This is a genomic window from Paenibacillus sp. 4624 (genome assembly GCF_050435065.1).
GTDB classification, from domain to species: Bacteria; Bacillota; Bacilli; order Paenibacillales; family Paenibacillaceae; genus Paenibacillus; species Paenibacillus amylolyticus_D.
Map to the genome: position 1 here is coordinate 363,968 of NZ_JBNDJR010000005.1, position 25,671 is coordinate 389,638.

General features: G+C 43.7%; 21 protein-coding genes. 12 read left to right on the forward strand and 9 right to left on the reverse strand.

The window, feature by feature from the left end; all coding sequences use genetic code 11:
* The first annotated feature begins 74 nt into the window (after positions 1-74).
* The gene (locus tag ABIE27_RS14390) at positions 75-1,172 is read left to right on the forward strand and encodes a hypothetical protein (RefSeq protein WP_123066620.1); all 1,098 of its coding nucleotides are present in this window, start codon (positions 75-77) and stop codon (positions 1,170-1,172) included.
* Between the two features lie 158 nt (positions 1,173-1,330).
* Positions 1,331-3,913 carry a right-handed parallel beta-helix repeat-containing protein gene (locus ABIE27_RS14395; RefSeq protein ID WP_429350771.1) on the forward strand — a complete coding sequence of 861 codons (2,583 nt, stop codon included), beginning with the start codon at positions 1,331-1,333 and terminating at the stop codon, positions 3,911-3,913.
* Positions 3,914-4,073: 160 nt separating this feature from the next.
* Here ABIE27_RS14395 and ABIE27_RS14400 read toward each other — a convergent pair whose 3' ends face one another.
* Both ABIE27_RS14400 and ABIE27_RS14405 read right to left on the reverse strand, forming a co-directional pair.
* Positions 4,074-4,772: a transglutaminase-like domain-containing protein gene (locus ABIE27_RS14400; protein ID WP_123066622.1), complete on the reverse strand. Its 699-nt coding sequence runs from the start codon at positions 4,770-4,772 to the stop codon at positions 4,074-4,076.
* Positions 4,773-4,801: 29 nt separating this feature from the next.
* Positions 4,802-5,563, reverse strand: coding sequence for a helix-turn-helix domain-containing protein (locus ABIE27_RS14405; RefSeq protein WP_429350772.1), 762 nt, complete (start codon positions 5,561-5,563; stop codon positions 4,802-4,804).
* 212 nt (positions 5,564-5,775) lie between these two features.
* Between ABIE27_RS14405 and ABIE27_RS14410 the strand changes: the two genes are divergently transcribed.
* Entirely contained in the window at positions 5,776-6,138 is a 363-nt protein-coding gene (locus ABIE27_RS14410; protein WP_429350773.1) for a hypothetical protein, read from the forward strand.
* 78 nt (positions 6,139-6,216) lie between these two features.
* On the forward strand, positions 6,217-6,972 hold the full coding sequence (locus tag ABIE27_RS14415) for an SDR family oxidoreductase (protein WP_123066625.1): 756 nt from the start codon (positions 6,217-6,219) through the stop codon (positions 6,970-6,972).
* A gap of 198 nt (positions 6,973-7,170) precedes the next feature.
* Here ABIE27_RS14415 and ureC read toward each other — a convergent pair whose 3' ends face one another.
* Complete coding sequence (gene ureC, locus ABIE27_RS14420; protein ID WP_429350774.1) at positions 7,171-8,883, reverse strand: urease subunit alpha; 1,713 nt, start codon at positions 8,881-8,883, stop codon at positions 7,171-7,173.
* Positions 8,883-9,506 (reverse strand): urease subunit gamma, encoded by a 624-nt coding sequence (gene ureA / locus ABIE27_RS14425; RefSeq protein ID WP_123066627.1) that lies wholly within the window; start codon positions 9,504-9,506, stop codon positions 8,883-8,885. The genes ureC and ureA overlap by 1 nt, the downstream gene beginning before the upstream one ends.
* A 311-nt stretch (positions 9,507-9,817) precedes the next feature.
* On the opposite strand from ureA, the gene ABIE27_RS14430 reads away from it, so the two are divergent.
* From ABIE27_RS14430 to ABIE27_RS14440, 3 genes are all read left to right on the forward strand, one after another.
* Positions 9,818-10,702 carry an AraC family transcriptional regulator gene (locus tag ABIE27_RS14430; protein WP_429350775.1) on the forward strand — a complete coding sequence of 295 codons (885 nt, stop codon included), beginning with the start codon at positions 9,818-9,820 and terminating at the stop codon, positions 10,700-10,702.
* 336 nt (positions 10,703-11,038) lie between these two features.
* On the forward strand, positions 11,039-11,989 hold the full coding sequence (locus ABIE27_RS14435; protein ID WP_429350776.1) for a hypothetical protein: 951 nt from the start codon (positions 11,039-11,041) through the stop codon (positions 11,987-11,989).
* Positions 11,990-12,128: 139 nt separating this feature from the next.
* Positions 12,129-13,109 (forward strand): ROK family protein, encoded by a 981-nt coding sequence (locus ABIE27_RS14440; RefSeq protein WP_429350777.1) that lies wholly within the window; start codon positions 12,129-12,131, stop codon positions 13,107-13,109.
* A gap of 72 nt (positions 13,110-13,181) precedes the next feature.
* On the opposite strand, the gene ABIE27_RS14445 is transcribed toward ABIE27_RS14440, so the two are convergent.
* The gene (locus tag ABIE27_RS14445) at positions 13,182-14,384 is read right to left on the reverse strand and encodes an AraC family transcriptional regulator (RefSeq protein WP_161557029.1); all 1,203 of its coding nucleotides are present in this window, start codon (positions 14,382-14,384) and stop codon (positions 13,182-13,184) included.
* Positions 14,385-14,694: 310 nt separating this feature from the next.
* On the opposite strand from ABIE27_RS14445, the gene ABIE27_RS14450 reads away from it, so the two are divergent.
* Entirely contained in the window at positions 14,695-16,047 is a 1,353-nt protein-coding gene (locus ABIE27_RS14450; RefSeq protein WP_192895153.1) for an MFS transporter, read from the forward strand.
* Between the two features lie 82 nt (positions 16,048-16,129).
* The gene (gene uidA, locus ABIE27_RS14455; RefSeq protein WP_429350778.1) at positions 16,130-17,917 is read left to right on the forward strand and encodes a beta-glucuronidase; all 1,788 of its coding nucleotides are present in this window, start codon (positions 16,130-16,132) and stop codon (positions 17,915-17,917) included.
* Between the two features lie 157 nt (positions 17,918-18,074).
* Here the strand turns inward: uidA and ABIE27_RS14460 are convergent, their stop codons facing one another.
* The 3 genes from ABIE27_RS14460 to ABIE27_RS14470 form a co-directional block, all read right to left on the reverse strand.
* The gene (locus tag ABIE27_RS14460) at positions 18,075-18,821 is read right to left on the reverse strand and encodes an AAA family ATPase (protein WP_429350779.1); all 747 of its coding nucleotides are present in this window, start codon (positions 18,819-18,821) and stop codon (positions 18,075-18,077) included.
* A 35-nt stretch (positions 18,822-18,856) separates the two neighbouring features.
* Positions 18,857-19,378, reverse strand: a complete 522-nt coding sequence (locus ABIE27_RS14465; RefSeq protein WP_123066634.1) for a DinB family protein — start codon at positions 19,376-19,378, stop codon at positions 18,857-18,859.
* A 239-nt stretch (positions 19,379-19,617) separates the two neighbouring features.
* Complete coding sequence (locus tag ABIE27_RS14470; protein WP_123066635.1) at positions 19,618-20,376, reverse strand: AraC family transcriptional regulator; 759 nt, start codon at positions 20,374-20,376, stop codon at positions 19,618-19,620.
* 209 nt (positions 20,377-20,585) lie between these two features.
* Between ABIE27_RS14470 and ABIE27_RS14475 the strand changes: the two genes are divergently transcribed.
* On the forward strand, positions 20,586-22,007 hold the full coding sequence (locus ABIE27_RS14475) for a family 43 glycosylhydrolase (RefSeq protein ID WP_123066636.1): 1,422 nt from the start codon (positions 20,586-20,588) through the stop codon (positions 22,005-22,007).
* Positions 22,008-22,200: 193 nt separating this feature from the next.
* Here the strand turns inward: ABIE27_RS14475 and ABIE27_RS14480 are convergent, their stop codons facing one another.
* Entirely contained in the window at positions 22,201-23,115 is a 915-nt protein-coding gene (locus ABIE27_RS14480) for a helix-turn-helix domain-containing protein (protein ID WP_429350780.1), read from the reverse strand.
* A 159-nt stretch (positions 23,116-23,274) separates the two neighbouring features.
* Here ABIE27_RS14480 and ABIE27_RS14485 point away from each other — a divergent pair, with 159 nt between their 5' ends.
* Together ABIE27_RS14485 and gucD are read left to right on the forward strand one after the other, a co-directional pair.
* Positions 23,275-24,153, forward strand: a complete 879-nt coding sequence (locus tag ABIE27_RS14485) for a fumarylacetoacetate hydrolase family protein (protein ID WP_123066638.1) — start codon at positions 23,275-23,277, stop codon at positions 24,151-24,153.
* A 49-nt stretch (positions 24,154-24,202) separates the two neighbouring features.
* Positions 24,203-25,669, forward strand: coding sequence for an alpha-ketoglutaric semialdehyde dehydrogenase GucD (gene gucD / locus ABIE27_RS14490; protein ID WP_429350781.1), 1,467 nt, complete (start codon positions 24,203-24,205; stop codon positions 25,667-25,669).
* Positions 25,670-25,671: the final 2 nt, after the last annotated feature.

Sequence of the window (25,671 nt, forward strand, 5' to 3'; positions counted from 1 at the left end):
GCTTCAATCAAAGGGAGAAAAACTTCGGATGATGCTGGAGGGGTTGCGTATTGAACTTGAAAATAAAAATGAGAATGAAGCGGTTCACTTTCGTTGCCATCATTTTGATTATTGCAAGCTCCACTTATTTTGCTATTGCAGGTCATACGCCTTCAGAGAACACCTACGTTGCCAAGGTCAACGAAAGCTGGATTACTGTGCATGAATTGCAACGTGAAATGCAGCAGCAGAGGGCAATGGTCATCCATTATTTTCAATCCACATATGGGGCGCCATACAACAAGGATTTCTGGAAAGCTGATTATGAAGGTGAAAATCCCGAACAGTTTTTGAAACAACTCGCCATGGAGGAGATCACCAAGATTAAAGTGGAAATGGATCTTGCACAAAACAAAGGGCTTATTCGTGGCTCAAGCCATGATGATCTGATGCACGAAATGGAAATTGAGAATCAGCATAGAAGGGAAGCGTTAGCTTCTAATCAGCCTATCTATGGGCCAAAACAATTGGATGAGATCTCCTTCATGAATTATTTTACGAGCAGAGTACGAAACAGGCTAAAAGAGGCCTTATCCTTGAACGAATTAAAGCCCACGGACAAGGAACTTGAAGAATACTATAAAGAGGTTCAAGGACAACTTTTTGTGAGAGAGGATACGATAAAGTTCGATAAAATATCGGTATCCTATAAGCATACTGATCTGGATTTGAACCAGACTCAAGTACACAAACAGACTGCCAAAAAGGTCATTGAAGTTGCACAGTCGCTTTTGGAGCAGGGAGACAAAAGCGAGATGTCTGAAATCATCACAGTCCTGCAAAAGCAATTCAACAGCGCAATCCTTCATCATACCATAGAAGAATTCAATCCTCAGACAGCGAGCACATATTTCAAATCCCAACCTGCACTGTACGCGGAACTCCAAAACCTTTCGAATGTTGAACATAAGAGCTTTATTATCGATGAACCAGCACAGAGCCAGTATGTTTTGATCAGAACCTTCGGAGAACAGTTAAGTGAACGTATAACAAAGAGTCTAACAGCAAAAGAACAAAATCACATCCGGCAAAGTTACCTGAACCAAGCTTACGCCCGTTACATCCTCAAACTAATTTCCCATGCTCAGATTGATATTATGTCTGAAGCATACCATCGTGTCTCCATCGATTAAATCCTTCCCGTTGATCTTGAAAGCGGTTACTTAAGATTTATAAGTTGAACATTTCTTTTACACTTTAACGGAATGGACTGTGTAAAAACTTTAGCTCAACTTATACAGGAACGGTAACTTGCTATTAGGATAAATCACAAAATATTAAGGAGGTTCGTATGCAATTGAGAAATGTCAGGGTTAAACATTGGTTTAGCTGGGTTGTCGTTTTTATGATTACGGTATCAAGCGTTATGCCTCTGCCAGGGGAGACTGTGTATGCAGAGAACAACGTATATTATGTGGATTCGGTGACCGGGAGTGATGCTAACAACGGTAAAAGTCCACAATCGGCCTGGAAAACCCTTGATAAAGTAAATGCGACTGAATTTCAGCCTGGCGATACATTGATGTTCAAGGCAGGCGGAGTATGGACGGGAACCCTTCATCCCAAAGGTTCAGGTACAGAGGGAAATCCCATCAAGATCGATCGGTATGGGGAAGGGAGCAAACCTTTAATTTCGGGTGCTGGCGCACCCGCAACGGTTTATTTTTATAATCAGGAGCAATGGGAAGTTCGGAATCTGGAGATTACAAACGACGCACCTACCAAAGGTGTAAGACGAGGCATTCACATCGATGGTAGCAGTGGAACCTGGACGAATCCCAAAGTGTATAAACATTTTGTGTTTGAAAATTTGGACATTCATCACGTGAAAGGTGATGTATCCAACGATTATGCGCATAATGGAGGAATCATCGTTTGGGGCACAACGTGGGATTATCACGTATCTGATGTGGTCGTGAACAATTGCAAAATCTATTCTCTGGATAGTGTAGGCATATATCTGAACGGTGCTCAAACGAAATATTCCTCTAATCTGAAAGTGACCAACAACCTGATTTACGATGTGGCAGCGGATGGCGCGTTTATTTTGAATACAACCGATGGACTCATTGAAAACAACGTTGTTCATGATACACATGTGCGAGCAGGCGGTTACCATGTGCCTCTGTGGGTTTTCTCCGCCAAAAATAATGTCATCCAATTCAACGAGGTGTACAACACAGCGCCTGGCGGCGATGCCATGGCCTATGATGCAGATTATGACAGTGACGGAACGATCATTCAGTATAATTACAGTCATAATAACGCAGGTGGAGCTTTTCTCGTTGTGAATAACGGAACCAATGCCGCCAACAAAAACACCAATACAACGATACGATATAACATTAGTCAGAATGACAGCGGTGCAGTGTTTAATTTTAGCGGATCACCGGATACCACCGCGATCTACAACAATACGGTTTATTTGCCTGCACACTCGAATACCAAAATTATAGATACGCTCGACTGGGGAGGTTACGCAAAGAATACGTTTTTCTATAATAACCTGATCTATAATCTGGGCTCTGGAGGGTATAATTTTGCGAGCAGTACCAACAATGTGTTTGAAAACAACCTATTCTTCGGCTCACATCCAACGAACGAACCAGCTGATCCTTACAAAATTACTGCTGACCCACAGCTGGCTTCACCCGGCTCTGCCGGTATAGGCCGGGATACACTTGCCGGTTACCAACTGCTGAATACATCACCAGCCATCGGGGCAGGCAAAATGATTGCCAATAACGGAGGAAGGGACTACTTCGGGAATCCGGTTTCCACCACCACCGCACCTAATATCGGAGCATACCAAGGTCCGGGGCTTGATCCGAACAACTTGCCTCCTTTGCCGGAAGCACCTTCGGGTGAAAATTTGCTGGCGAATCCGGGTTTCGAAACGGGAGATTTCTCCGACTGGCCCATCCATTACAATGGAGCATCGATAGAAAACACCAATGCTCACAGCGGCACCTATGCGGCCAAACTGACCGGAAGCACGGCAGGTGCAGAGCAGACGGTAGACGGTTTATATCCGAATACGATGTACAAATTGATTGGATGGGCGAAGAGTGTGGATGGCGGTCGTGCGGTTTTAGGTGTGAAAAACTACGGTGGAAGTGCCAAGGACGCTCATATCAATTCAACCGAATATAAGAGGGTAGAGCAGATCTTCACCACAGGAAGCACGAACACCAGTGCAACGATCTATCTCTATAAAGCTGGTGGAAACGGCCATGTGTACTTTGATGATCTGGACTTAATTCAGTACAGCGCTTCCCCCGGACAAGCTGAACCGCCTGTGTCATATCCGGCAGGAACAGATGATGATTTTGACTCCGCAACGTTAGATGAGCAATGGCGCTGGGTTCGAGAAAACCCGGCCAAATGGTCCCTTGAAGCAAATCCTGGATATATGCAAATGACTAGTGAGCAGGGGGATATCTCCGGCGCAACAGGGGATGCCAAAAATATTTTATTGACTGGTGCACCTGCAGGGGACTGGACAATTGAAACCAGGCTGGAGGGCAAACCTACCTCAAGGTGGTCACAGGGCGGACTGGTTGTTTACGTGAATGATCAGACGTATATTCGAATGACACGGTTGTATGGGGAAGGCAATCAATTTCAATTGGATACAAAAATCAATGGTGTTCGCAACCACACCGAAATTCCGGACACCCTCTCATCCGAAATAGCGTATTTGCGTATTGTAAAAGAGGGGAATACGTATACCGGATATTACTCTGCCGATGGCACGAACTATACACAGGTTGGAGATATCCAGACAGCCCAGCTGGAAGACCCTAAAATCGGTCTTATTGCCTGTGCAGGCACAGGACTTATGGCCAACTTTGATTATTTCTACATCAAGTAAAGAGGAAACAGAGAGGGTAGGGAACATTCCAAAAGCAGCTTCCATTCCAAATCTATTCTATATGGGAACGATAAAGTTGCATAAACGGAACGAAACGGAGAATTCTTCCGCATCGTTCCGTGTTTTTTTGTTTTATGAGCTGCTTCAAAAGAATAAACGATCATCCCTGCCTAATGCGTCTCACATTCCTATTCATTAGATGCCGAACCACATTGCTGAATACTATTCTTCTGATCGGACTTAACTTTTGCGGGTGGAGAGAAAAGAATTCATCTGGATGTTCGAACGTACCGAAATCCTGAACAATACCTTCTTTTTGTACATACGTGTCACTTTCATTCCAAAAAATAGCGGGGTTCTGAAAATCGTCCGTAGCCACTCCATAACCGCAAAATGAACCAGTACATTGCTTAAACTTTTGCTGAAGCTTGGTCAGATAACGGAGATCCAGGATAAAACCTTCGATATTTAACCATCTGTCGTTATATAACACTTCAATCCAGCTGTGGATGATCTCTTTCGGAGAAAGGTGATAATACCAGCCTTTCATGGCTCCCTTTTGCAATTGCTTATGAATCGTAAAGCCGTGAATACGGCAAGGGATGCCGAGCGCTCTAAGCAGTGCCATGAATAAAATGCCTTTCGTATTACACTGTCCATAGCCGTCGTGGAGTACTTCTGAAGCCTGAATATTATCGCTTCGATTATAACCAAATTTAATTTCGTCACGAACGTAATTATATACGTGAAGGATCTGCTCCTTTACAGGGAGTGAAGCCCAGTTACGGCTGCGAATGAGGCTCTGAATGGTCGAATGATTGTAATCTAACAATTGCGTTTGCTCGAGATTGTTGTTCATGATGAGCACCTCCTGCAAACATTGTATCGTCAGTGCAGGGAGGAAACTTGCAAAAACACGCTATCTTTGCGAATATCTTTGGCGGTCATGCCGAGCAAGCGTTTGCTGGTATTGGCAAAATGGGAGGGCGTATCAAAACCAGCTGCCATGGCTGCTTCCGTGATGCTCGTTCCTTGGAAAATCAGATAACATGCCTTCTGTAGCTTATGTAAGACCAAATAACCACTAAGAGATATTCCTGTATTCTCTTTAAACAGATGTGACAGCCTGCTACTCGAAAGACCGAACTGTTCAGCGTAATTACGAATGGAGTGCTCCGAATCCGTGCAATCCTTCATATGTTGGATCAGTTCCTTGATTCGTGTATCCGTGATCGCAGGTGGAGTGTAGTCCAGTTGAAAAAGAGTCATGAATTCTTGTAAAAAAAAACTGTAACACTCTGCATCATGAATTTGCGGTAACCGAACTTTTATAAATTCGGCGACTTTTTTACTATCCACTGGAGGAAGATTGGCGTATGCCTGTTTGCCCATATATTGTTTAAAGGCGGCAGCTATGCTTGAAGTGCTGTCTATTAAAAGCAAGACTAGAGGTTGCCCCAATCCCTGCAAACGATGAGTAACATTAGAGTTTAGCACGATTCCGGCAGTACTTATAATCTCTCCCTGAACTTCAAACTGAAAATGATTTTCTAGTGCAATCGTAACTTGAATAAACGTATGTTGATGTGCCTCAGCATCAATGGCATTGGAATGCACAAGAATGTGATGCTGCGCGCCATATAAATTCATCAAACGGCTATCACCTCATAGATAAAATAAATCAATGATCACTGTATATTACAATACAACTGGATTGATATTGAAAGGGGTATTACATATGAATCTTCTTTATCTCTTTATTTTAGAATAATTTCCCACTATGCAGAACGAAAATGCTTCACTATAATGCAACAGGACATAGGTTACGATTATTTTATAATAGACTACAATGGGGTACACATGTGATTAACTTGTTATGGACGATTTATCTTGGATTACTTGGAACAGCATCCCTTGGTTATTTGCTAAAAGGGAAATACACAACAACACTCGGCAAAATTGATTTTGTTGTATCTGTTATCACTTGGATTGGATTGTTAGGGTACGTAAAACACATTCAATGGCTGAACCCTCTAACATGGAAAGTAATTACAATCTCGGGATTATTGTGGGAAATACTGTTCGGGATGCTGCTTAAGGATCACCAAGGCGAAGAAATTCTAGCAGAAATCTCAATTCGTAAGAGAAGATTGTTAATGTTTGTTACTCTAGTACTCACACTTGGGCCTCTTTACTATGGGCTGTTCAGATATTCGTTTGGGTAGAAGTGTTTCATAAGTTACCTCTATTCACTATAATTGATGAGAAACATACACATCTTTTATGTAAGTGGAGGTAGAAGGATGACTTTAACTCAGAGAAAAATTGCAATTATCACAGGTGCTAGCAGTCCCAGAGAAATGGGAAGTGCTTTTTGCCGCAAACTAGCTTCCAGAGATATTGATATTTTCTTCACACACTATAAGGCTGATCGGGAATGGATCATTGCGTTTCACAAGGAGATTGAAAACATGGGGGTTCGCTGTGCCTCCATCGAGATTGATCTATCCGAACGGAATGCAGCTCATCAAGTTTATGAGAGTGCGGTCCTGCAACTGGGACAACCCTCTGTACTCATTAACAATGCAGCTTATTGTGTCAACACGGATTACAAGTCCTTTGACGCCGAACTCTTGGACAACCACTACGCCGTAAATATGCGATCCACTTTTCTACTATGTACGATATTTGCCCGCGAATTTGAGAAATCCAATCTAACCTCAGGCAGAATTATCAATATGACGTCGGGACAGGATATATCGCCGATGCCAGGTGAGCTAGCGTACGTTGCGACCAAAGGTGCGATTTCCGCTTTTACAACATCCTTATCCCGTGAACTTGCACCATTGAAAATTACAGTGAATGCTGTAAACCCTGGGCCGACAGATACAACGTGGATGGATGACTCCATTCGTGATTATCTTGTGCCCAAGTTCCCGCTGGGACGGATTGGAGCACCTGAGGATGCAGCGAACATCATTGATTTTCTCGTGAGTGAAGCCGGAGCTTGGATTACGGGGCAAGTTATTCATTCGGAAGGTGGATTTATAAGGGATTAATTAGGTGGTCTGATGAAGACGAGATTCGCAATTCAAAAATGGGAAACGAAAAAAGCCCAGCTCAATAAGTTGAACTATACTTTTACACTGAAACAGAATAACCTGTGTAAAGTTTGTAGTTCAACTTATTCATATTTGCTGAGCTTTTTGTAGATTGAAACGGAGCCATTCAATGAAGGCAACAACGATTTCATCATATTAACTCAAGAAGTACCTTTGTGCCATGGGAAGTTCGTCAACCGGAAGGCAGCGTAGCGTTTCACCATTCACGGATACGGTATAATTTTTCGGATCGACCATAATAGCCGGGGTTTCTCCATTCAAAATCATATCTTTTTTGCTAGCTGCACGACAGCCTGTCACAGGTTTTAATGATTTCGTGAGTCCGAGAGTAGTCAGAGTTCCTGCATCAATGGAGGCTTGAGAAACAAAAGTTGCACAAATGGCTGAACGTGCCTTTCCATAGCTTCCAAACATCGGTCTGTACATATACGGTTGCGGAGTCGAGATCGTCGAGTTTGGATCTCCCATCACACTATGAATAATCATGCCGCCCTTCATGACAAGCTCCGGTTTAACTCCGAAGAACGCGGGTTTCCATAGCACAAGATCCGCCATTTTACCGACTTCAATCGAGCCTACATACGTGGAGATGCCATGTGTAATGGCAGGATTAATCGTATATTTCGCAATATAACGTTTCACGCGCTCGTTATCCGCCTGGGTATCTGCGGTAAGGGAACCGCGTTGTTTTTTCATTTTATCTGCTGTCTGCCATGTTCTGATTGCCACCTCACCTACACGTCCCATCGCCTGTGAATCCGAACTGGTCATACTGATGGCACCGATATCATGTAATATATCTTCCGCACCAATCGTTGTCTCCCGAATCCGTGAAGCAGCAAAGGCCACATCCTCCGGAATTTTAGGGTCCAGATGATGACAGATCATTAACATATCCAAGTGTTCATCAACCGTATTTCGGGTATAAGGCATCGTTGGACTGGTGGAAGAAGGCAGGACGTTAGGCATCGAAGCGACACGCAACAAGTCCGGCGCATGACCGCCGCCCGCACCTTCCGTGTGGTAGGTATGAATGGCTCGACCATTGAATGAACGCAAACTGTCCTCCACATATCCAGCTTCATTCAGCGTATCGGTATGGATATTGACCTGAATATCATATTTTTCCGCCACGCTTAAACATTTGTCGATAACATAAGGCGTGCTTCCCCAGTCCTCATGAATTTTCAGTCCGCCAACGCCTGCAAGCACTTGTTCCATCAAGGCTTCAGGTCTGGAACTGTTACCACGACCAAGCATCACAAAATTCATTGGCAGTGAATCGAGCGCTTGTAACATGCGTTCAATATGCCATACGCCCGAGGTACAGTTGGTTGCAAGTGTACCTGTAGCCGGGCCAGACCCTCCACCAATCATTGTGGTTATTCCACTTTGCAACGAAATTTCAATTTGTTGGGGCGAGATGAAGTGAACATGGCTGTCTACACCACCAGCGGTCACGATCAAATTTTCACCAGAGATCACTTCTGTGCCTACCCCGATATACATGTCAGGATCGACGCCATCCATCACAAACGGATTTCCTGCCTTGCCAATGCCTCGGATCAGTCCGTCCTTAATGCCAATGTCGGCTTTGACAATTCCCCATGTATCCACAATAACAACGTTGGTAATGACCGTATCCAGGACACCTTCGCTGCGCGTTGCCAGAGGATGCTGTCCCATGCCATCCCTGACCGTTTTACCTCCGCCAAAAACACACTCATCTCCATACACGGTAAAGTCATTTTCAATCTCAATTTTTAACGAGGTGTCCGCGAGCCGAATCCGATCTCCGGTCGTTGGGCCATACATGCTTGCATATGTCGCACGATCAATGGTGTTCATCATTCAACCCTCCCGTTGGTTAGTCCGGCGAATCCGTGGATTTCTTTCGTTCCACCGATTTCAACCAGCGTAATTTCATGCATTTCTCCTGGTTCGAAGCGGACGGAGAGACCCGAAGCGATATCCAGTCGATATCCTTTAGTACCTTCCCGGTCAAATGATAAAGCGGGGTTCGTTTCAAAAAAATGAAAATGTGATCCGACCTGAATGGGGCGACTGCCTGTATTGGTCACGGAACGGGTAATTCGTTTGCGGTCAGGTAACAGGATAATAGGGTCATCCGCAAATTCATACTCACCGGGGATAATCGCACCATCGATCCGGGCAACAGGCTCATGTACAGTCACCAGCTTCGTTCCATCGGGGAACGTGGCTTCAATCTGAACTTCACTCAGCAATTCGGCTACGCCATCCATTACCTCGTTTGCTGATAAAAGGTGACGAGCTTCTTCCATCAGTTGTTTTACGGTTTTTCCATCCCGTGCACCCTCTACGACAAAACCTGAAATATAGGCGGCGGCTTCCGGGTAATTCAGCTGAACGCCACGTTTCAGCCGCTTTTCAGCCATGTCTGCAGCGAGGTACATCAGTAATTTTTCACGTTCCTGTACAGTTAAATGCATAGTCAGCAACTCCTTCGCTGAGTTAAAATAAGTAGGAATAACAGGTCAAGTTTCATGTAATCTTTTTCCAATCATTGCTTATGTTTGAAAATGTAACATGGTTGTGGAGGGGAGTCAAACAAAAATGTCAAATAACATAACATAAGAAGATCGATTTGTGCAAGATCACAAATGATTGTTAAAGAAAAGGTGCTGAACACAATCTTAATGCGGAGATGGGTGGGGCATGATGAAACTTCAGAGTGCACAAATCGTTGCGAAACTTTGGTTACATAAAGCTATACTTTACTTTAATTGAGAGGAGGGATCAGATGGATTGGCTGATGAGAATGAATCGTGCTCTAGATCATATTGAAACGAATCTATCCAACGAAATCAGTTTAAAAGACGTTGCGCAGTGTGCCTGCTGTTCTTCATATCAATTTCAGAGGATGTTCTCGTTCATTACGAATGTGCCACTGGCAGAGTATATTAGAAGAAGACGGCTTACACTGGCTGCTATCGAATTACAGACCAGTGATGCGAAAGTGCTTGATGTTGCAATAAAGTATGGCTACGAATCTCCGGTATCGTTTGCAAGGGCGTTTCATGCTTTACATGGAGTGAACCCTGCACGTGCAAGAGAAAAAGGGACAGCGCTCAAAGCCTATCCACGGCTTTCCTTTCTTATCTCTATTAAAGGGGCTGAGCCTATGAATTATCGCATTGAAACAAGAGAAAGCTTTGAAGTGTTCGGGATCGAAAAAATATTCAGCTTAAACGGAAAAGAAACCCCAGCCGACTTATGGAAACAAAGTCATGAGAATGGTGAGGTTGAAAAACTTGCACTCCATGCCAATGGGCTGCCTGATTTTTTAAATCAGAACTATCATCCAGTACACGCTGTGTGCAGTTACAGACCGACGGAAGAAGAAACATTTCCGTATATGTTGTGTGCATTTAAAAAGGAGACAAGTGTAACTGCTGGTTACAAAGTAATCTCCATTCCTGCTTATACGTGGGCCATCTTTTCATCCGAACCATTTGAATGGGATCAGCTGGGGGAAGTAATGGAAACATTATATAAACGTTTCTTCTCGGAGTGGCTCCCCACAGCAGGTTATGAGCAAGTTGACGGCCTCGAATTCGAGGTTACAGGAAGCAAGGATGGACTGCAATTCGTCGAATTATGGTTTGCTGTACGAAAAATCAATTGATCTGGTTGATCTAAAATAAGCCAGCCTAAATAGCCAGATCCAGCAGTCTTCCAATAGAAGGCTGCTATTCATTTTATACACATAAATGACGATAATGGATCTATAAAAAAATAAAAAGAAAAAGGTGATATGTTGCTTCACATCAAAAGATTAATATCTCTGGTAATCATCCTAATGCTCAGCAGTGCTTTTACCGGAACGGTGTCTGCAAACAACTTTCAAAACCTGCCCAAACCAGACTGGACCTTCTCCATTCCAGATGGACACGAGTATTTGTCGGACAGTAATGTTCGGATTACAAATCAAACATTGAACTTTATGAGCATGGACAATCAGATGTACATTTTTGACAAGAAGACAGGAAAGCAATTATCCAAAACCGATTATACTGCTGGAAGCAACCTGTTTTTTAGTTTTTTTGGTACATATGCACAAGTCGCGCAAAACGGTAATGTTTATATCCTCACTTCGATAAAGAATAGTTCTGGCGTTGTTAAACAACGTCTAACCGCATACAATCCTAACGGAAAAGTATTGTGGATGAAGTATTTTGACGAAAAAGTCCGTTCCATATCAGGAGTATCCATCATGCCTGATGGTAATTTGTTTGTTTATCTGGAAACAGCTTCTGAGCGGGTGACTAGTTATCGGTATAATCCGGAAGGTAAGTTTTTGGGTAAAAACAATTGGAACGCATCCATTCTTTACGGTTTTGTCAATGGTTTACTCGAAACCATCAATAGTACAAGCAAAACGTCCAGCCGCATGACATATTTTGACTTTAAAGAAGGCATGTTTTCAGGGTTCGGTCCCGATGGTTTACTTCATTTTCAGAAGAATCACGGAAACAATGTTATAAGTTTCAGTGCTAAAACAACGAAGGGGAAGGAAGTATGGACTAAAAAAATCAGCAATGTGAGCTACTATGACGACATGGAGACATCCATGACCGTGAAAAGAAACGTGTTTTCTAATGGATTCACAGGAATTCAATCGAATGGAAATTTTTTCATTATTGACCCCAAAGGCATCATGCAAACTGTCCCTGCTTCAGCCAAAATGTACCAGACCGCGCCAGATGGAACTGTCATGCTGGTTGAGGACTCAAAAATATCCATCTATCAGACAAGTGCGTCGGCAAAGACCAAACTGAAGTTACTTCATACCGTTAATATTTCTGAACTAAAGGAGTCTGATCCCACATTTGTATATGAGGGCGAAGGCATTATTTATGTAATGACCGATAATGTTCAGATAAACCGATTTGATTTAAATAAGCAACCTTAGGGTATCGTTTCTTACTCATGTAAATAATCTTTCCTAAACAAGTCGCCGATATGGCGACTTTTGCTATTTTTAGATTTTTCTGCGGTTTCGTGTTTTAATAATGAGGTGTCTATATCATTTAAGGTCAGGATGTTAATATATGAGCAAATATATAATCGGAATAGATCTGGGCGGAACCAATATTAAATCGGCTATATTTAATACAGCATTTCAGAAAGTTCACGAACGAAGTGATGCCACCGAAGCCGATAAAGGCCCGATCCATGTGTTAAATAGAATGGCAAACATTACACAAGAAATGATGTTGGCCGAAGGAATCCATCCAGATGAGATAAATTGCATGGGTATAGGTGTGCCAGGCTTATTGGACCCACAAACCGGCTTATCTATATTTTCGCCTAATTTTCCTGGATGGGAGAAGATCCATGTAGTGAATCACATGGACAAACATGTTGATTTCCCTGTTTTTATCGACAATGACGTACGTGTTAATCTATATGGTGAATGGCTGTTTGGTGCAGGTGTCGGTCATCGTAATTTGGTATTAATCACCTTAGGGACTGGTCTGGGTTCTGGAATCATCAATGACGGGAAGGTAATCTACGGAGCAACATCAAGTGCTGGGGAAATTGGACACATGAATATGTATAGGGAAGGCCGTGCTTGCCGTTGCGGGAGTTCAGGCTGCCTGGGCAGATATGTATCTGCCATTGGAATGGTTCGAACGTTGACGGAAAAGCTGGAGGCAGGCCGATCCAGTATGATTATAGAGTGGGTAGAAGGAGAGCCGTCCAGAATTACCGCTCAGATGATCTCGAATGCGTATGACCTTGGCGATGCACTTGCTGTTGAAGTCATGCACGAAACAGGAGAGATATTGGGTTTCGGCCTTTCCAATGTCATAAATATGTTGAATCCCGAAATGATTATCATAGGTGGCGGCATGTCCGCAGCAGGTGATCGGCTCCTTAACACCGTCCGTTATACCGTTAGAAATCACTCATTGAAGCTCTCTTCAGGAGCCTGTACCATCGTGCAAGCCAAATTGGGTGGACAAGCGGGCGTAATCGGTGCCGCCGCATACGCGAATCACAGGTTACTTTCGAACACCGGAATGTAACTTGGAAGTTACTAAATACACCTTTAAAAGCCGCTTTTACAGCGGTTTTTTGTTGTCCCTGATCCACTGAATTTAATCCTTTGTTCTTTGATCTTTGAATTGTTTGGGTGTACACCCCGTATACGTTTTGAACACTTTCGCAAAGTAACTCTGATCGTAAAAGTTTAAAAGAGTAGAAATCTCCGCTAAAGTATAATGAGAATACGTCAACAGATTTTGAGCTTCTTCAATTTTCGTTTTCAAAATAAACTGCGAAATGGAGATGCCGACTTCTTTTTTAAACAGATTGGACAAATAATTCGGATTCAACGAACTGATTTCAGCCAGTTGTGCGACCGTAATCCGTTCATTTAAATGGTTGAAGATATAGTTTTGGCATATGTTGATCGGTTTCGAGTATTTGTGTTTTTTACTACGCTTCACACGTTCCGCAAAATCAAGCAGAGCAACCTCCATTAAATCCTCTACCGCTTGGCTGTCGGTTAAGTCCTCAATTTTAAGAATATAAAAATCACTAAGATTATAAGCAATCTCTTGAAAAACACCACCTTCTACTGCTGACCTTGTTGCAAGCGTGATAAGGGAGATCGCCAGATTCTTTTGGCTACGCAAATAACTCGTCTTGGACAACACACTTTTTTTGCCTTGTTTGTGAATGGTATGAAAGGATTCCAGCACCTTATCGGTTCTACCCAATCGAATGAAATCAAATACTTTCTTCTCTTTATCGATTTCCGTGTGAATAAGATTATTTTGACGGTCGTCTATGATTTGCTTATACGGCTGCTCGATTTCCAGCGTTTTTCTCCAACGCTCATTCTCATTTTTCATTAAAATTTCGTCCAGCGTCAGCTTCTCCTGATAGAGCATGAAATACATCGTCATACTAAGATTAATCAATTTAAAAGTACTCATCACAGGGACTCCGTCGTAATACATCTTCACTTCCTGGTGATCCGCCTTAGCTAACAAATCACTTAGAGTAACACGAATGATTTCCTCTGTCATTTTAAAATTAATAATCGGGCCAACAATGATGATTCCTTTCCACTGATGATCTGCACGAATACGTATTGCAAAAAATTTCTCCAAATAGATTGTTTCTCGAAGGACAGGAAGCTGCTCGAGTGGCATGCTGGAAAACAGGTCTGTCATGATCTTATCGTCAGTGGGAAGTAACGGGTTATGCTGGAAATCCACAGGGGTGACCTGATAGATTAGCTTGTATTCGTTATCAAAATAGTAGACGGGTACATTGTATAAATGATGTGTCATATTACATATATATTCAACGTTTTCATCACAAAAGTTATACATCACCAAGCCTCCGTTCCAGTCTTAGAAGTGAAAAACACATGTGAATATTCCTATTTACATGTGAAACTTACCATATGAAACCTCACAAGACCGATTATAATTTGTCATGAAATCGATTTCAAGCATGGATTTAAGGGGGATCAGCTACTCAGCCAATATAACACACGACCTACACCCTGAATTGAGAGCGTTATCAAAAGAACAAATTTGTATTGCAATAAAATTCGGCAATAGTTACTCCAAATTTTGAATAAAGAGGTGGATTTTTATGCGTCCTTTCGGATATAAGGATAAATTCGGCTATTTGTTTGGTGATTTTGGAAACGATTTCTTTTTTGCGCTAGTTGGCTCATTTTTAATGGTCTATTACACCGATGTATTTCATATTAACCCGGCAGCGGTCGGAGGATTATTCCTGTTAGCCCGTTTGTGGGATGCCGTAGCCGATGTCACGTGGGGACGTTTTGTTGATACGCGTAAAGCAAGCAAACACGGTAAATTCAAACCATGGATTTATCGCATGTCATTTCCGCTTGTGATCTCCGGGGTACTCATGTTTGTTTACATTCCCGGAATGCCCGATGGATTTTATCTCGCCTACGCTTATGTTACTTATATTCTCTGGGGAACGCTTTACAGCACCGTTAACATTCCTTACGGTTCCATGGCTTCGGTCATTACGGCTGACCCAGTAGAACGAACCGTGCTGTCTACATGGAGATCGCTGGGAGCAACATTGGCGCAATTATTTGTAGGCGTGGTGGGCCCCTTGCTGTTGTTTGTAAATAACGAAGCCAACGCAAGCCGTTTTTTACTGGGAGCTGTTATTTTTGGAATATTGTCCATTGCTTCTTATATGGCGTGTTATAAATTATCGCTCGAACGTGTTATCCCGGATATGAATGAGAAACCAAATACCAATTTGAGAAAAACATTATATGGACTTTTGAAAAATAAACCACTCATCGTCTTTTTGATCGGATCGCTCATTTTCTTAATCAATTTAATGTTGCTGGGTACAGTTAATACGTATTTGTTCAAGGACTATTTTGGTAACGCGCAATTACTTAGTGTGTTCAGTCTGGTTCAAGCTGCGCCTATTTTTATCGGAATGCCGTTAATCAAACCGCTCGTAGCAAAGTTCGGAAAAAAAGAAGTTGCCGCTGCTGGCTTTTTACTCTCAACGCTCGTTTACTTGCTGCTCTATTTCATACCGAACCTTTCGGCTGTTCAATACATGGCGATTCTGTTCATTGGGTTGTTAGGATACGGTCTGTTCAATCTGATCAGCTGGGCGTTTATTACAGACCTGGTTGACTATCATGAACATGTTACAGGACTGCGAGAGGATGCAACGATATATTCTATTTATTCCTTTTCGCGTAAAGTTGGGCAGGCCGTTGCTGGAGGTATTGGCGGGGTAGCTATGGCGGCTGTCGGGTATAATGCTACACTGCATGTTCAAACACCACGTACACTTGAAGGCATTTATTTCTTGGCAACGCTTGTTCCAGCTATGGGTCTGTTTCTCGTATTTATCTGCATTGCTTTCCTATATCCATTAAACAAGAAACGTACAGCACAACTTGTAAGCGATATCAACGCAAAACGAATGAACTGATACCCGAGACACGTTTCACAACCTGTAGAAGGCAGGAGGTAGAGGAAGCATCTACTTTATAGAGAATGAAGGAGAGGTTCATATGTTATACCCTATATTGACCGAGACACGTAATCTAATCGATCTGAATGGAATCTGGAATTTCAAATTGGATGCCGGAGAGGGATTTCAGGAAAATTGGCAAAAGGAAAAACTCCAAGATCCGATGCGCATGGCTGTTCCAGCTTCATATAATGATATCGGAGTAAGCGCCACAATTCGTGACCATGTGGGCTGGGTCTGGTACGAGCGGGAGATCACGCTACCGAGTGTGATGAGTGAAGAGAGAGTTGTACTACGATTTGGCTCCGTTACCCATTTGGCCAAAGTGTATGTGAACGGGAAATTTGTTACTCAGCACAAAGGCGGCTTTTTACCTTTTGAAGCTGAGATAAACCGTTACCTTCACAAAGGAAAAAATCGCCTAACCGTCGCTGTAAATAATATCGTGGATGAAACAACACTACCCGTTGGTTCCATCATTGAGAAACAACATTCAAATGGACAAACAACGGTGCACAATCTGCCGAACTTTGATTTTTTCAACTATGCCGGTCTGCATCGCCCTGTAAAAATATATACAACACCAACGACCTATGTTAAGGATGTCACGATCGTAACGGAATTGGATGGACAGGTTCAGTATTCCATTGATGTGGTTGGATCTGCGTCAGTTAAAGCTAAAATTATCGATGAATCCGGCTCTTTGGTTGCAGCATCCGAAGGCGAATCCGGCACAATGATCATATCAGACGTTAGACTCTGGGAGCCGCTGAATGCCTACTTATACACGTTGCGTGTAGAACTGGAAACCGAAGGAGAAACAATAGATGTTTATGAACAGCCATTCGGGGTGAGAAGTGTCGAAGTGAAGGAAGGCAAGTTCCTGATTAATGATAAACCTTTTTACTTCAAAGGGTATGGCAAACATGAGGATACGACCATTCATGGCAGAGGTTTTAATGAAGCAGCCAATGTGCTTGATTTTAATTTGATGAAATGGTCTGGAGCCAACTCCTTCCGTACCGCACACTATCCATATTCAGAAGAAGTGATGCGGCTGGCTGATCGGGAAGGTTTTGTCGTGATTGATGAGGTGGCCGCAGTTGGCATGCATCTGAACATGCTGGTCGTTCATCGCGGAGGTGTGCTCAAGAACACATGGGACGAACTTGATACGTTCGAACATCATCAGGACGACATTCGGGAACTCATTCAGCGGGACAAAAACCACCCCTGTGTAGTCATGTGGAATATAGCTAACGAGCCTGCCTCTGAAGAAAAGGGAGCATATGAATATTTTAAACCGTTGATTGATCTAACGAGAGAATTAGATCCACAGAAACGTCCGGTGACCATTGTTACTCAAATGGAATCCTCACCTGAGAAGGATCAGATTGCGGAGATGCTGGATATTCTCACTTTTAACCGATATTACGGCTGGTATGTGGATGGTGGGGATCTGGATGCTGCCAAGGAAAAGCTTCGCGCTGAATTCAATGGCTGGCTAAAACGATGCCCGAACAAACCTTTTATGATGACCGAATACGGGGCAGACACGGTTGCCGGATTGCACGATGTTGAACCTGTCATGTTTACGGAGGAATACCAAGTGGAATTTTACAAAGCGAACCATGAAGTATTCGATGAATTTGAGCACTTTGTCGGTGAACAAGTATGGAACTTTGCTGATTTTGCCACCAGTCAAGGAATTATTCGTGTACAAGGCAATAAGAAAGGCATTTTCACACGGGATCGCAAACCGAAAGCTATCGCACATGAACTGAAAAGACGCTGGACGAGCATACCGGATTTTTATTATAAGCGCTAAGAACGAAACAGGAATATTCACATAAAGCAATCCGCGTGATCAATAGATAAGGCAGCTAATCATTAAGATTAGCTGTCTATTTTTTTATTTAGCGAAGTAGTAAGACAAGTTGCAGGAGCAGACCAGGGGACAGCATCAGAATCGGTAGTTGAAGTCCTTAATCGATTGTGTCTGCCCCTTCAAATAACTGCCGAATCATCTTATCCTTGTTATTCAAAAATTCCTTCATGATCAAGAAATGATCGGTTTCCTCCAAGGTCTGTACCTCGATACCTCCCGGTGTCAGGTTATAGATCTGCGAATCTGGATACGCCATCAGAATAGGAGAATGGGTAGCAATAATGAATTGTGAATTTTGCTCTACCAGCTCATGAATTCGGGCAAGCATGGCCATCTGGCGAAGCGGCGATAATGCCGCCTCAGGCTCGTCCAGAATATAAAGACCATAACCGCCAAACCGATGAACAAACGTGGAAAAAAACGACTCTCCATGGGATTGCTCATGCAGCGATTTACCGCCATATGAATCCTTGATGGGAGCACCATAGGAAGGCTCACGATCCAACTCATCAATGGTTGTTGCCAGATTATAATAACTTTCAGCTCTGAAAAAGAAACCGTCCTTCGGACGTCGTGTGCCTTTGATTAATTGAACATAACGAAACAGATCCGAATGTGTGGCCCGGGTAGAAAACGTAAAGTTCATGGTGCCGCCTTCGGGATTGAATCCCCATGACACAGCAATGGACTCCATTAACGTAGACTTGCCCATCCCGTTCTCACCAACAATGTACGTAACTTTGGGATGAAAATCCATCGTATGTAGATTACGAATGATTGGCAAGTCAAAAGGATACTCATCGTAGTTTGCAATTTGATTCCGTTTAAGCTGTATTTTCCTCAAATAGGCTGAAGATCCTTTCAATTCCACTTCACCTCTTATATCTGTACATCATAACGATCACGAAGGACTGACAAATGATGCAGCTCGTGTCCAGTAATCACATAAGCAATGGAACGAGTAGATGCCGTATTATCATTGACCTGCCCCATACGCATCCAAGCTTCCGGACTCAGGCGGCGGAGCAGTACAATGGTGGAATACCGTACCGCTGCATATTCTTCAGCCAGATCAACCACGCTATATGCTTCAAAAGGGTGACCTTCCATAAGAGTGTCCTGATCATATCCTGGAAGAGAGGTCTTGTCTCCTCTAGCGATGCGTAACAAACGGCCGCTCATAATTCGCTCATTATCAATAAGGTGACCAAAAACCTCTTTAACGCTCCATTTCCCTTCACCATAGCGGTAATTGGCTTGTTCGTCTGATAATGCGCGAATTACGCTCTCCACACGTTCCGCTTGCTTTTGTAATAACTCGATGACATTTCCTTCAGGAACAAGGTTGATATACCCTTCGTAGAATGCTGCATATTCCTCTTTACTCGGTCTTTTGTTCATGTTAACTCTCCTTTAGTGGGCATCTTTTTTTGTTTATTTTACCATTAATCTTGATGGAACCGAAGTATAGTGCCAAACAACTGCTCTTATATGAGGATTGATCAATAATCGGTCAGGATAAGTCATTGCATGCATGTGTTAAAAACCTTATCTTAAATCATAAGCACGCGCGACCCATTCACGAAGAAAAGTGGAGAAACAAACACGTCTGTTTCAGAAGCGCAGATTCTCCTTACGACTCACTGATGTTTGAATCGCTTAGGCGATACACCTGTCATTTGTTTGAATTGCCGGCAGAAATGCTCGACATTACGATACCCGCACCTGTCCGCAATCTCTGCAACCGTATAGGGATGATATCTAAGGTACTCTTTTGCTAAGCGAATTCGGCTATGGATGACATCATCTATACACGACAAACCAAATGATTTCTTATAAATGAGTTGCAAGTATCCCGGGCTGATATTCATGGTTTTGGCCATCGCAGCCACTGTCCATGGGTGACTTGGATGGTTGTGAATAGCTGTCCGAAGTTTCATCAGAGGGTAATGCTGCGGGCCGATATTTTTTTGCACATAAGATTCGAGCAACTTGTTAAACAATGTTCGAAGCAAATAATCGATCGATGATTCCCTGTAGCCGTTCTGGAGAGAATGCTCTGCGACAAGTAATTGAAACAACTTATGACAATATTCAGGATCGTCCAATGCAAAAGGCTCCCCCAGAGGGAGAGATGTTTCGGTTACATAGAGCTCATCACTTGCAAAACGTATCCAATCGTTCACATATTGGTCCGAGCAAGCGCGATAGTATATTTTCGAATATGGCGGATACAAAACAGCACAATAGGGCGGGAATTCTTTCAGTTGACCATTGACCCAGAACAGTGCTGGAGTCTGCGTAATAACCAACAGCCAGCAATCATGACCTTCAGGTATATCAAACACAAATGGACTGTGATGCTCAGCATCATATTCAACGTAATAAATCGTATTCATCGTTTTTCACCTTTACCATGCGTATTGTGAGTCTCGTTCTATGTGTTACATTAAAACACCATTGAAACATTGACATTCTCGTTGTCTCCTAATTATACGAAAGTTAGCTTGATTGCAATAGAAAAAAGCAGTATAACACTAATCTTGAAACAGGAACTAAACGATTTAAATCTAAACCATATAAATCTAAACAAGGAGTGCATTTTCAAATGAAAAAACAAGGTTTAAACCCTTATCTCCCATCATGGGAATACGTGCCTGACGGCGAGCCTTATGTGTTTAACGACAGAGTATACGTCTACGGGTCACATGATCGGTTTAACGGACATGCGTTTTGTCTGAACGATTATGTGTGCTGGTCCGCACCGGTAGACAACCTTGGAGACTGGCGCAATGAGGGATTTATTTATCAAAAAACAGATGATCCGCTGAACCCGGACGGTCATATGTGCCTTTATGCACCCGATGTGACACTTGGCCCGGATGGCCGCTATTATCTATATTATGTACTTGATAAAGTGCCCGTTGTTTCTGTAGCGGTATGTGATTCGCCTGCGGGTAAATATGAATTCTATGGTTACGTTCAATATACAGACGGCACTCGGCTCGGGGAACGAGAAGGGGATGAGCCGCAGTTCGATCCGGGTGTGTTGACAGAAGGAGAGTTCACATATCTCTACACGGGCTTCTGTGCACCCGGTGACCGTTCCAGACATGGAGCAATGGCGACAGTGCTCGGCTCGGATATGATCACCATTGTGGAGGAACCGGTATTTATTGCCCCAAGTCAGCCGTATAGTGATGGAAGCGGATATGAAGGACATGAATTTTTTGAAGCTCCTTCGATTCGCAAAAGGGGAGAACTCTACTACCTCGTATACTCCTCGGTCGTCATGCATGAATTATGTTACGCAACCAGTACGTCTCCAACCCAAGGCTTCGAATATCAAGGTGTGATTGTGAGCAACTGTGATCTTCATATCGATACATACAAGCCAGCTGGCAAGCCTATGTATTATGGTGGGAACAATCATGGAAGTATCGTAGAAATCGGCACAGACTGGTATATCTTCTATCACCGACATACGAATGGAGATGCATTCAATCGGCAGGGATGTATCGAGAAGATTTCTTTTGAACCCGATGGATATATTCCTCAAGTTGAAATGACTTCTTGTGGTTTGAATGGAGAACCTTTGGAAGGTAGGGGCGAATACCCCGCTTATCTTGCATGCAACCTTTTTACCCCAGAAGAACAATTGTATACCGGTGGATTTGGTGCAGGCGCTTGGCTCGACAGTCGCTTTCCGAAAATTACCCAAGATGGCCGAGATGGCGACGAAGAAACCGGATATATCGCCAATATGACGGAATCTGCGACAGCTGGTTTTAAATACTTTGATTGCGGCAGCATTCAGCAAGTCACGATTAAGGTACGTGGCTACTGCAACGGAACCTTTGAGGTAAAAACCGCTTGGGACGGCCCAGTTCTGGGAACCATCCCGGTACACTTCACCAATGTATGGGAGTCGTATTCAGCCGCGATTCACATTCCGGACGGAAAACAGGCCTTGTATTTTACATACCGCGGGACGGGGAGCGCAAGTCTGGCTTCATTTATACTGGGTTAACGTAAATTAACTTAATCACCCGTAAAAATGAACAACATTTCATTTCTTCAAACGTGTATACCATGAGATGCAAACTACATCTTCAAAAATACCAAGCAGCCCGTGGTGGGAGCACTCACCCTTGAGCTGCTTTTTCTTTTTCACATGGAATTGAGCTTTATTTTAAACAGTATGTTCTTCTCCATCTTACGTATTATTGGTCTTCCATAAGATTCGTCATATCCTGCTGGGCATGCATGCGAAATTCACTTGGCGCAATGCCTGTCCACCGTTTGAACTGGCGGCTGAAATGTGCATTCGTTTTGTATCCGAGCATCATGGCTATATGGTCAACATTCAGATCCGTTTGTTTTAACAGCCGCTGGGCTTCGTTCAGTAACGTTTCCGATAAATATTTGCGCGGTGCCTGACCGTACACTTCTCGAAAAATTCGATTGACCTGTGACGTGCTCAAGCTGAGCGATTTAGCAATATCCTGAATCCAGGTTCGGTTCGTTTCCTGAATCTCACTATGTAAATGGATATATCTTACCGAGTCCTCGATATACTCAGCGATCTGATGGGCAATCGCTTCTTTTCTGGATACAGGAACGGATGCGTTCTGCGATAACTGTCCTACGAGCGAGCCAAGAAGCTCAAATACAGCGGCATGCACCTTCATTTGTTTCGAGGAGGATAAGGATTCAGACAAATGCTCTGTGGATAGATCATATAACGTAGAGAGGATCGGGGACATGACCATGGCCATATTCGATGCTGCTGGATAGTAGGTGTCTTTGCAGCGGTTGAGTTCCCGGCAAAAAGAAGTATCATGTACACTGAAATGAACCGAAAAATAGGTAAACCCTTCTGGCCCTGCCCCTGTGCAAGCATGGGTGGTTCCTGGACGAATGAACAAAAGATCTCCTTTGGACTGCTGATGCAGTTTCCCATTGATCACCATGCTCATCTGACCCTCCATCATCCAGTGAATTTCATACATCGAATGTTCATGGGATGGATACGTCCAGTTCGAATCTGCTTTTCTGGCATGCAGCCCCATTAATTGAAACGACAGACGAACATCAGGCAAACGGCCTAAATACATCGTTTCTGAATGCTTCGCCACGCAATTCAACCCCTTTGTCAGAGTGATATATCCTTATCTTAACAGAAATATGATGCGTGAAAAGGGTAAATGCTCGGAGTGATTAGAACATCGTCATGAGACATGTTGAATGCTAATCTAGAATTATCAACCCAATAGGGGCACAGGAGGCACGCTTACATGCGAATTATTCGATTTCTGGATGGAGAACAGAAGTGGCTGGCAGCCGTGACGGATGATGAACAAGCCTATCGTTTGCCACAAACCGATTTCATGACCTTGATCTACCAAGCGAGAGAACAGGGCATTTCAACGGTTCAATTAGTTGAAAGCGCTTTTAAACCTGTAAACAAACTGACAGACGATTGGACAACCCTGCATATTGTCAATCCCATTGAAGCACCCGAAGTTTGGGCAGCAGGTGTAACGTATCAGCGCAGCCGGGAAGCTCGTAATTATGAAGCAACGGATGGCAAGCTGGATGCGACCACCTTTTACGATAAAGTTTATGATGCAGAACGTCCGGAGATTTTCTTCAAATCCACAGCCGCACGTACCATTGGGCCGAATGAAGCGGTCACGCTCCGTAGTGATTCCACATGGCAGATTCCGGAGCCCGAGCTTGGACTTGTGCTTGCCGCTGATGGCAGCATTGTAGGATACATCGCAGGCAATGACATGAGCTGCCGGGATATCGAAGGGGAAAACCCGCTGTATCTGCCGCAGGCCAAAATATGGCGCAATTCCTGTGCTATTGGACCAGCGATTCGACTGGTGGAAACGGTGCAGAACCCCTATGACCTCAGCATTATCTGCGAGATCTACCGCAATGGAGAAGTCATTGTAAAAAGTGAAGCCAGCACGAGTGAATTGAACCGCAAGCTGGATGAACTCGTTTCGTTTTTGGCAAGAGACAATGACTTGTTCGACGGTACGGTACTTCTGACCGGTACTAACATTGTACCGCCAAATGATTTTACACTTGAGCCAGGAGACCGTATCGAGATTTCAATCAGCAGCATCGGAACGCTAATTAATCCCGTTATTTCGAACTCGTGACAATCCGACAATTATAAAATCAAATTACTGATTAGAGAGGATGAAAACAATGAGCGCATTTCAGTTAGAGCAGACCTATAACAATTTTATTAACGGAGAATGGGTGAAAGCTGCCAGCGGAAAAACAGAACCTAGTATCAACCCGGCCAATCGAAATGAAGTGGTAGGGCATGTGCCTGCCTCTAGCGTGGAAGACCTGAATCAAGCCGTGGCAGCAGCAAAAGCAGCGGCGAAGTCTTGGCGGAGGTTAACTGGCGCTGAACGAGGTAATTTTCTTTTTCAAGCAGCAAACGTGCTGGAACGCAGAGCGAATGAAGTCGCAGAGGCGATGACGAGAGAAATGGGGAAAACGTTCCCTGAAGCCAAAGGAGAAACGATGCGCGGTGTCGCGATCTTGAGATATTACGCAGGTGAAGGCATGCGCAAAACGGGTGATGTCATTCCGTCCACGGACAGCGAAGCTTTAATGTTTACAACGCGTGTACCGCTTGGTGTTGTTGGTGTAATTGCACCGTGGAACTTCCCGGTAGCTATTCCGATCTGGAAAGCTGCACCTGCGTTGATCTATGGCAACACGGTTGTGTTGAAACCTGCACAGGAGACAGCGGTTACGGCAGCCAAAGTATTGGAATGTTTTGAAGAAGCAGGACTTCCGGCTGGCGTTCTCAATCTGGTGTGTGGTAAAGGCTCGGTTATCGGTTCTGCACTGGCTGAACATCCAGATGTGAACGGAATTACCTTTACTGGCTCCAATGAAGTGGGTAAACGGGTCGGTGCTGCTGTACTTGCTCGAGGGGCCAAATATCAGCTTGAAATGGGCGGCAAAAATCCGGTTATCATTGCAGCTGATGCTGACCTGGATTTGGCTGTGGAAGGAACGATTAGCGGCGGCCTGAAATCAACGGGTCAGAAATGTACGGCGACCAGCCGTGTCATTATTGAACGAAAAGTCTATGATGCTTTCAAGGAAAAGCTTTTGGCAAAAGTTGAGGAAATTCGTTTGGGCGATGGTATGTCTGGCGGTAGCTGGATGGGTCCATGCGCAAGTGAAGGACAGCTTAATACGGTGCTGAGTTACATCCAAAAAGGACAGGATGAGGGTGCAGTTCTACTAGCCGGAGGAAACAGACCGGATAGTCCTGAACTTGCAGAAGGATTTTATGTACAGCCGACGGTATTTGAAGGTGTCGAATCCCACATGTCGATCGCTCGGGAAGAAATATTTGGCCCAGTGCTGGCTTTAATGCCTGTAGATTCCATTGAAGAAGCTATAGCGCTGGCCAATGATAGTGACTATGGATTAAGTGCTTCAATCTATACGCAAAACGTTGGATCGATGCTTTCGTTTATTCGTGATATGGACGCTGGACTTGTAAGAATTAATGCGGAAACAGCGGGTGTTGAGCTGCAGGCTCCATTTGGCGGAATGAAGATGTCCAGTTCCCATTCCAGAGAGCAAGGTCAGGCCGCTATTGAATTTTTCACCGCAATCAAAACCGTCTTCGTGAAGTCTTAAAC

Excerpts from the sequence above, each read along its gene's own strand:
- ABIE27_RS14390 (WP_123066620.1), top strand. The coding sequence starts at position 75 with ATGAAGCGGTTCACTTTCGTTGCCATCATTTTGATTATTGCAAGCTCC.
- ABIE27_RS14395 (WP_429350771.1), top strand. The coding sequence starts at position 1,331 with ATGCAATTGAGAAATGTCAGGGTTAAACATTGGTTTAGCTGGGTTGTC.
- ABIE27_RS14400 (WP_123066622.1), bottom strand. The coding sequence starts at position 4,772 with ATGAACAACAATCTCGAGCAAACGCAATTGTTAGATTACAATCATTCG.
- ABIE27_RS14405 (WP_429350772.1), bottom strand. The coding sequence starts at position 5,563 with ATGAATTTATATGGCGCGCAGCATCACATTCTTGTGCATTCCAATGCC.
- ABIE27_RS14415 (WP_123066625.1), top strand. The coding sequence starts at position 6,217 with ATGACTTTAACTCAGAGAAAAATTGCAATTATCACAGGTGCTAGCAGT.
- ureC (WP_429350774.1), bottom strand. The coding sequence starts at position 8,883 with ATGAACACCATTGATCGTGCGACATATGCAAGCATGTATGGCCCAACG.
- ureA (WP_123066627.1), bottom strand. The coding sequence starts at position 9,506 with ATGCATTTAACTGTACAGGAACGTGAAAAATTACTGATGTACCTCGCT.
- ABIE27_RS14430 (WP_429350775.1), top strand. The coding sequence starts at position 9,818 with ATGGATTGGCTGATGAGAATGAATCGTGCTCTAGATCATATTGAAACG.
- ABIE27_RS14435 (WP_429350776.1), top strand. The coding sequence starts at position 11,039 with ATGTACATTTTTGACAAGAAGACAGGAAAGCAATTATCCAAAACCGAT.
- ABIE27_RS14440 (WP_429350777.1), top strand. The coding sequence starts at position 12,129 with ATGAGCAAATATATAATCGGAATAGATCTGGGCGGAACCAATATTAAA.
- ABIE27_RS14445 (WP_161557029.1), bottom strand. The coding sequence starts at position 14,384 with ATGACACATCATTTATACAATGTACCCGTCTACTATTTTGATAACGAA.
- ABIE27_RS14450 (WP_192895153.1), top strand. The coding sequence starts at position 14,695 with ATGCGTCCTTTCGGATATAAGGATAAATTCGGCTATTTGTTTGGTGAT.
- uidA (WP_429350778.1), top strand. The coding sequence starts at position 16,130 with ATGTTATACCCTATATTGACCGAGACACGTAATCTAATCGATCTGAAT.
- ABIE27_RS14465 (WP_123066634.1), bottom strand. The coding sequence starts at position 19,378 with ATGAACAAAAGACCGAGTAAAGAGGAATATGCAGCATTCTACGAAGGG.
- ABIE27_RS14470 (WP_123066635.1), bottom strand. The coding sequence starts at position 20,376 with ATGAATACGATTTATTACGTTGAATATGATGCTGAGCATCACAGTCCA.
- ABIE27_RS14475 (WP_123066636.1), top strand. The coding sequence starts at position 20,586 with ATGAAAAAACAAGGTTTAAACCCTTATCTCCCATCATGGGAATACGTG.
- ABIE27_RS14485 (WP_123066638.1), top strand. The coding sequence starts at position 23,275 with ATGCGAATTATTCGATTTCTGGATGGAGAACAGAAGTGGCTGGCAGCC.
- gucD (WP_429350781.1), top strand. The coding sequence starts at position 24,203 with ATGAGCGCATTTCAGTTAGAGCAGACCTATAACAATTTTATTAACGGA.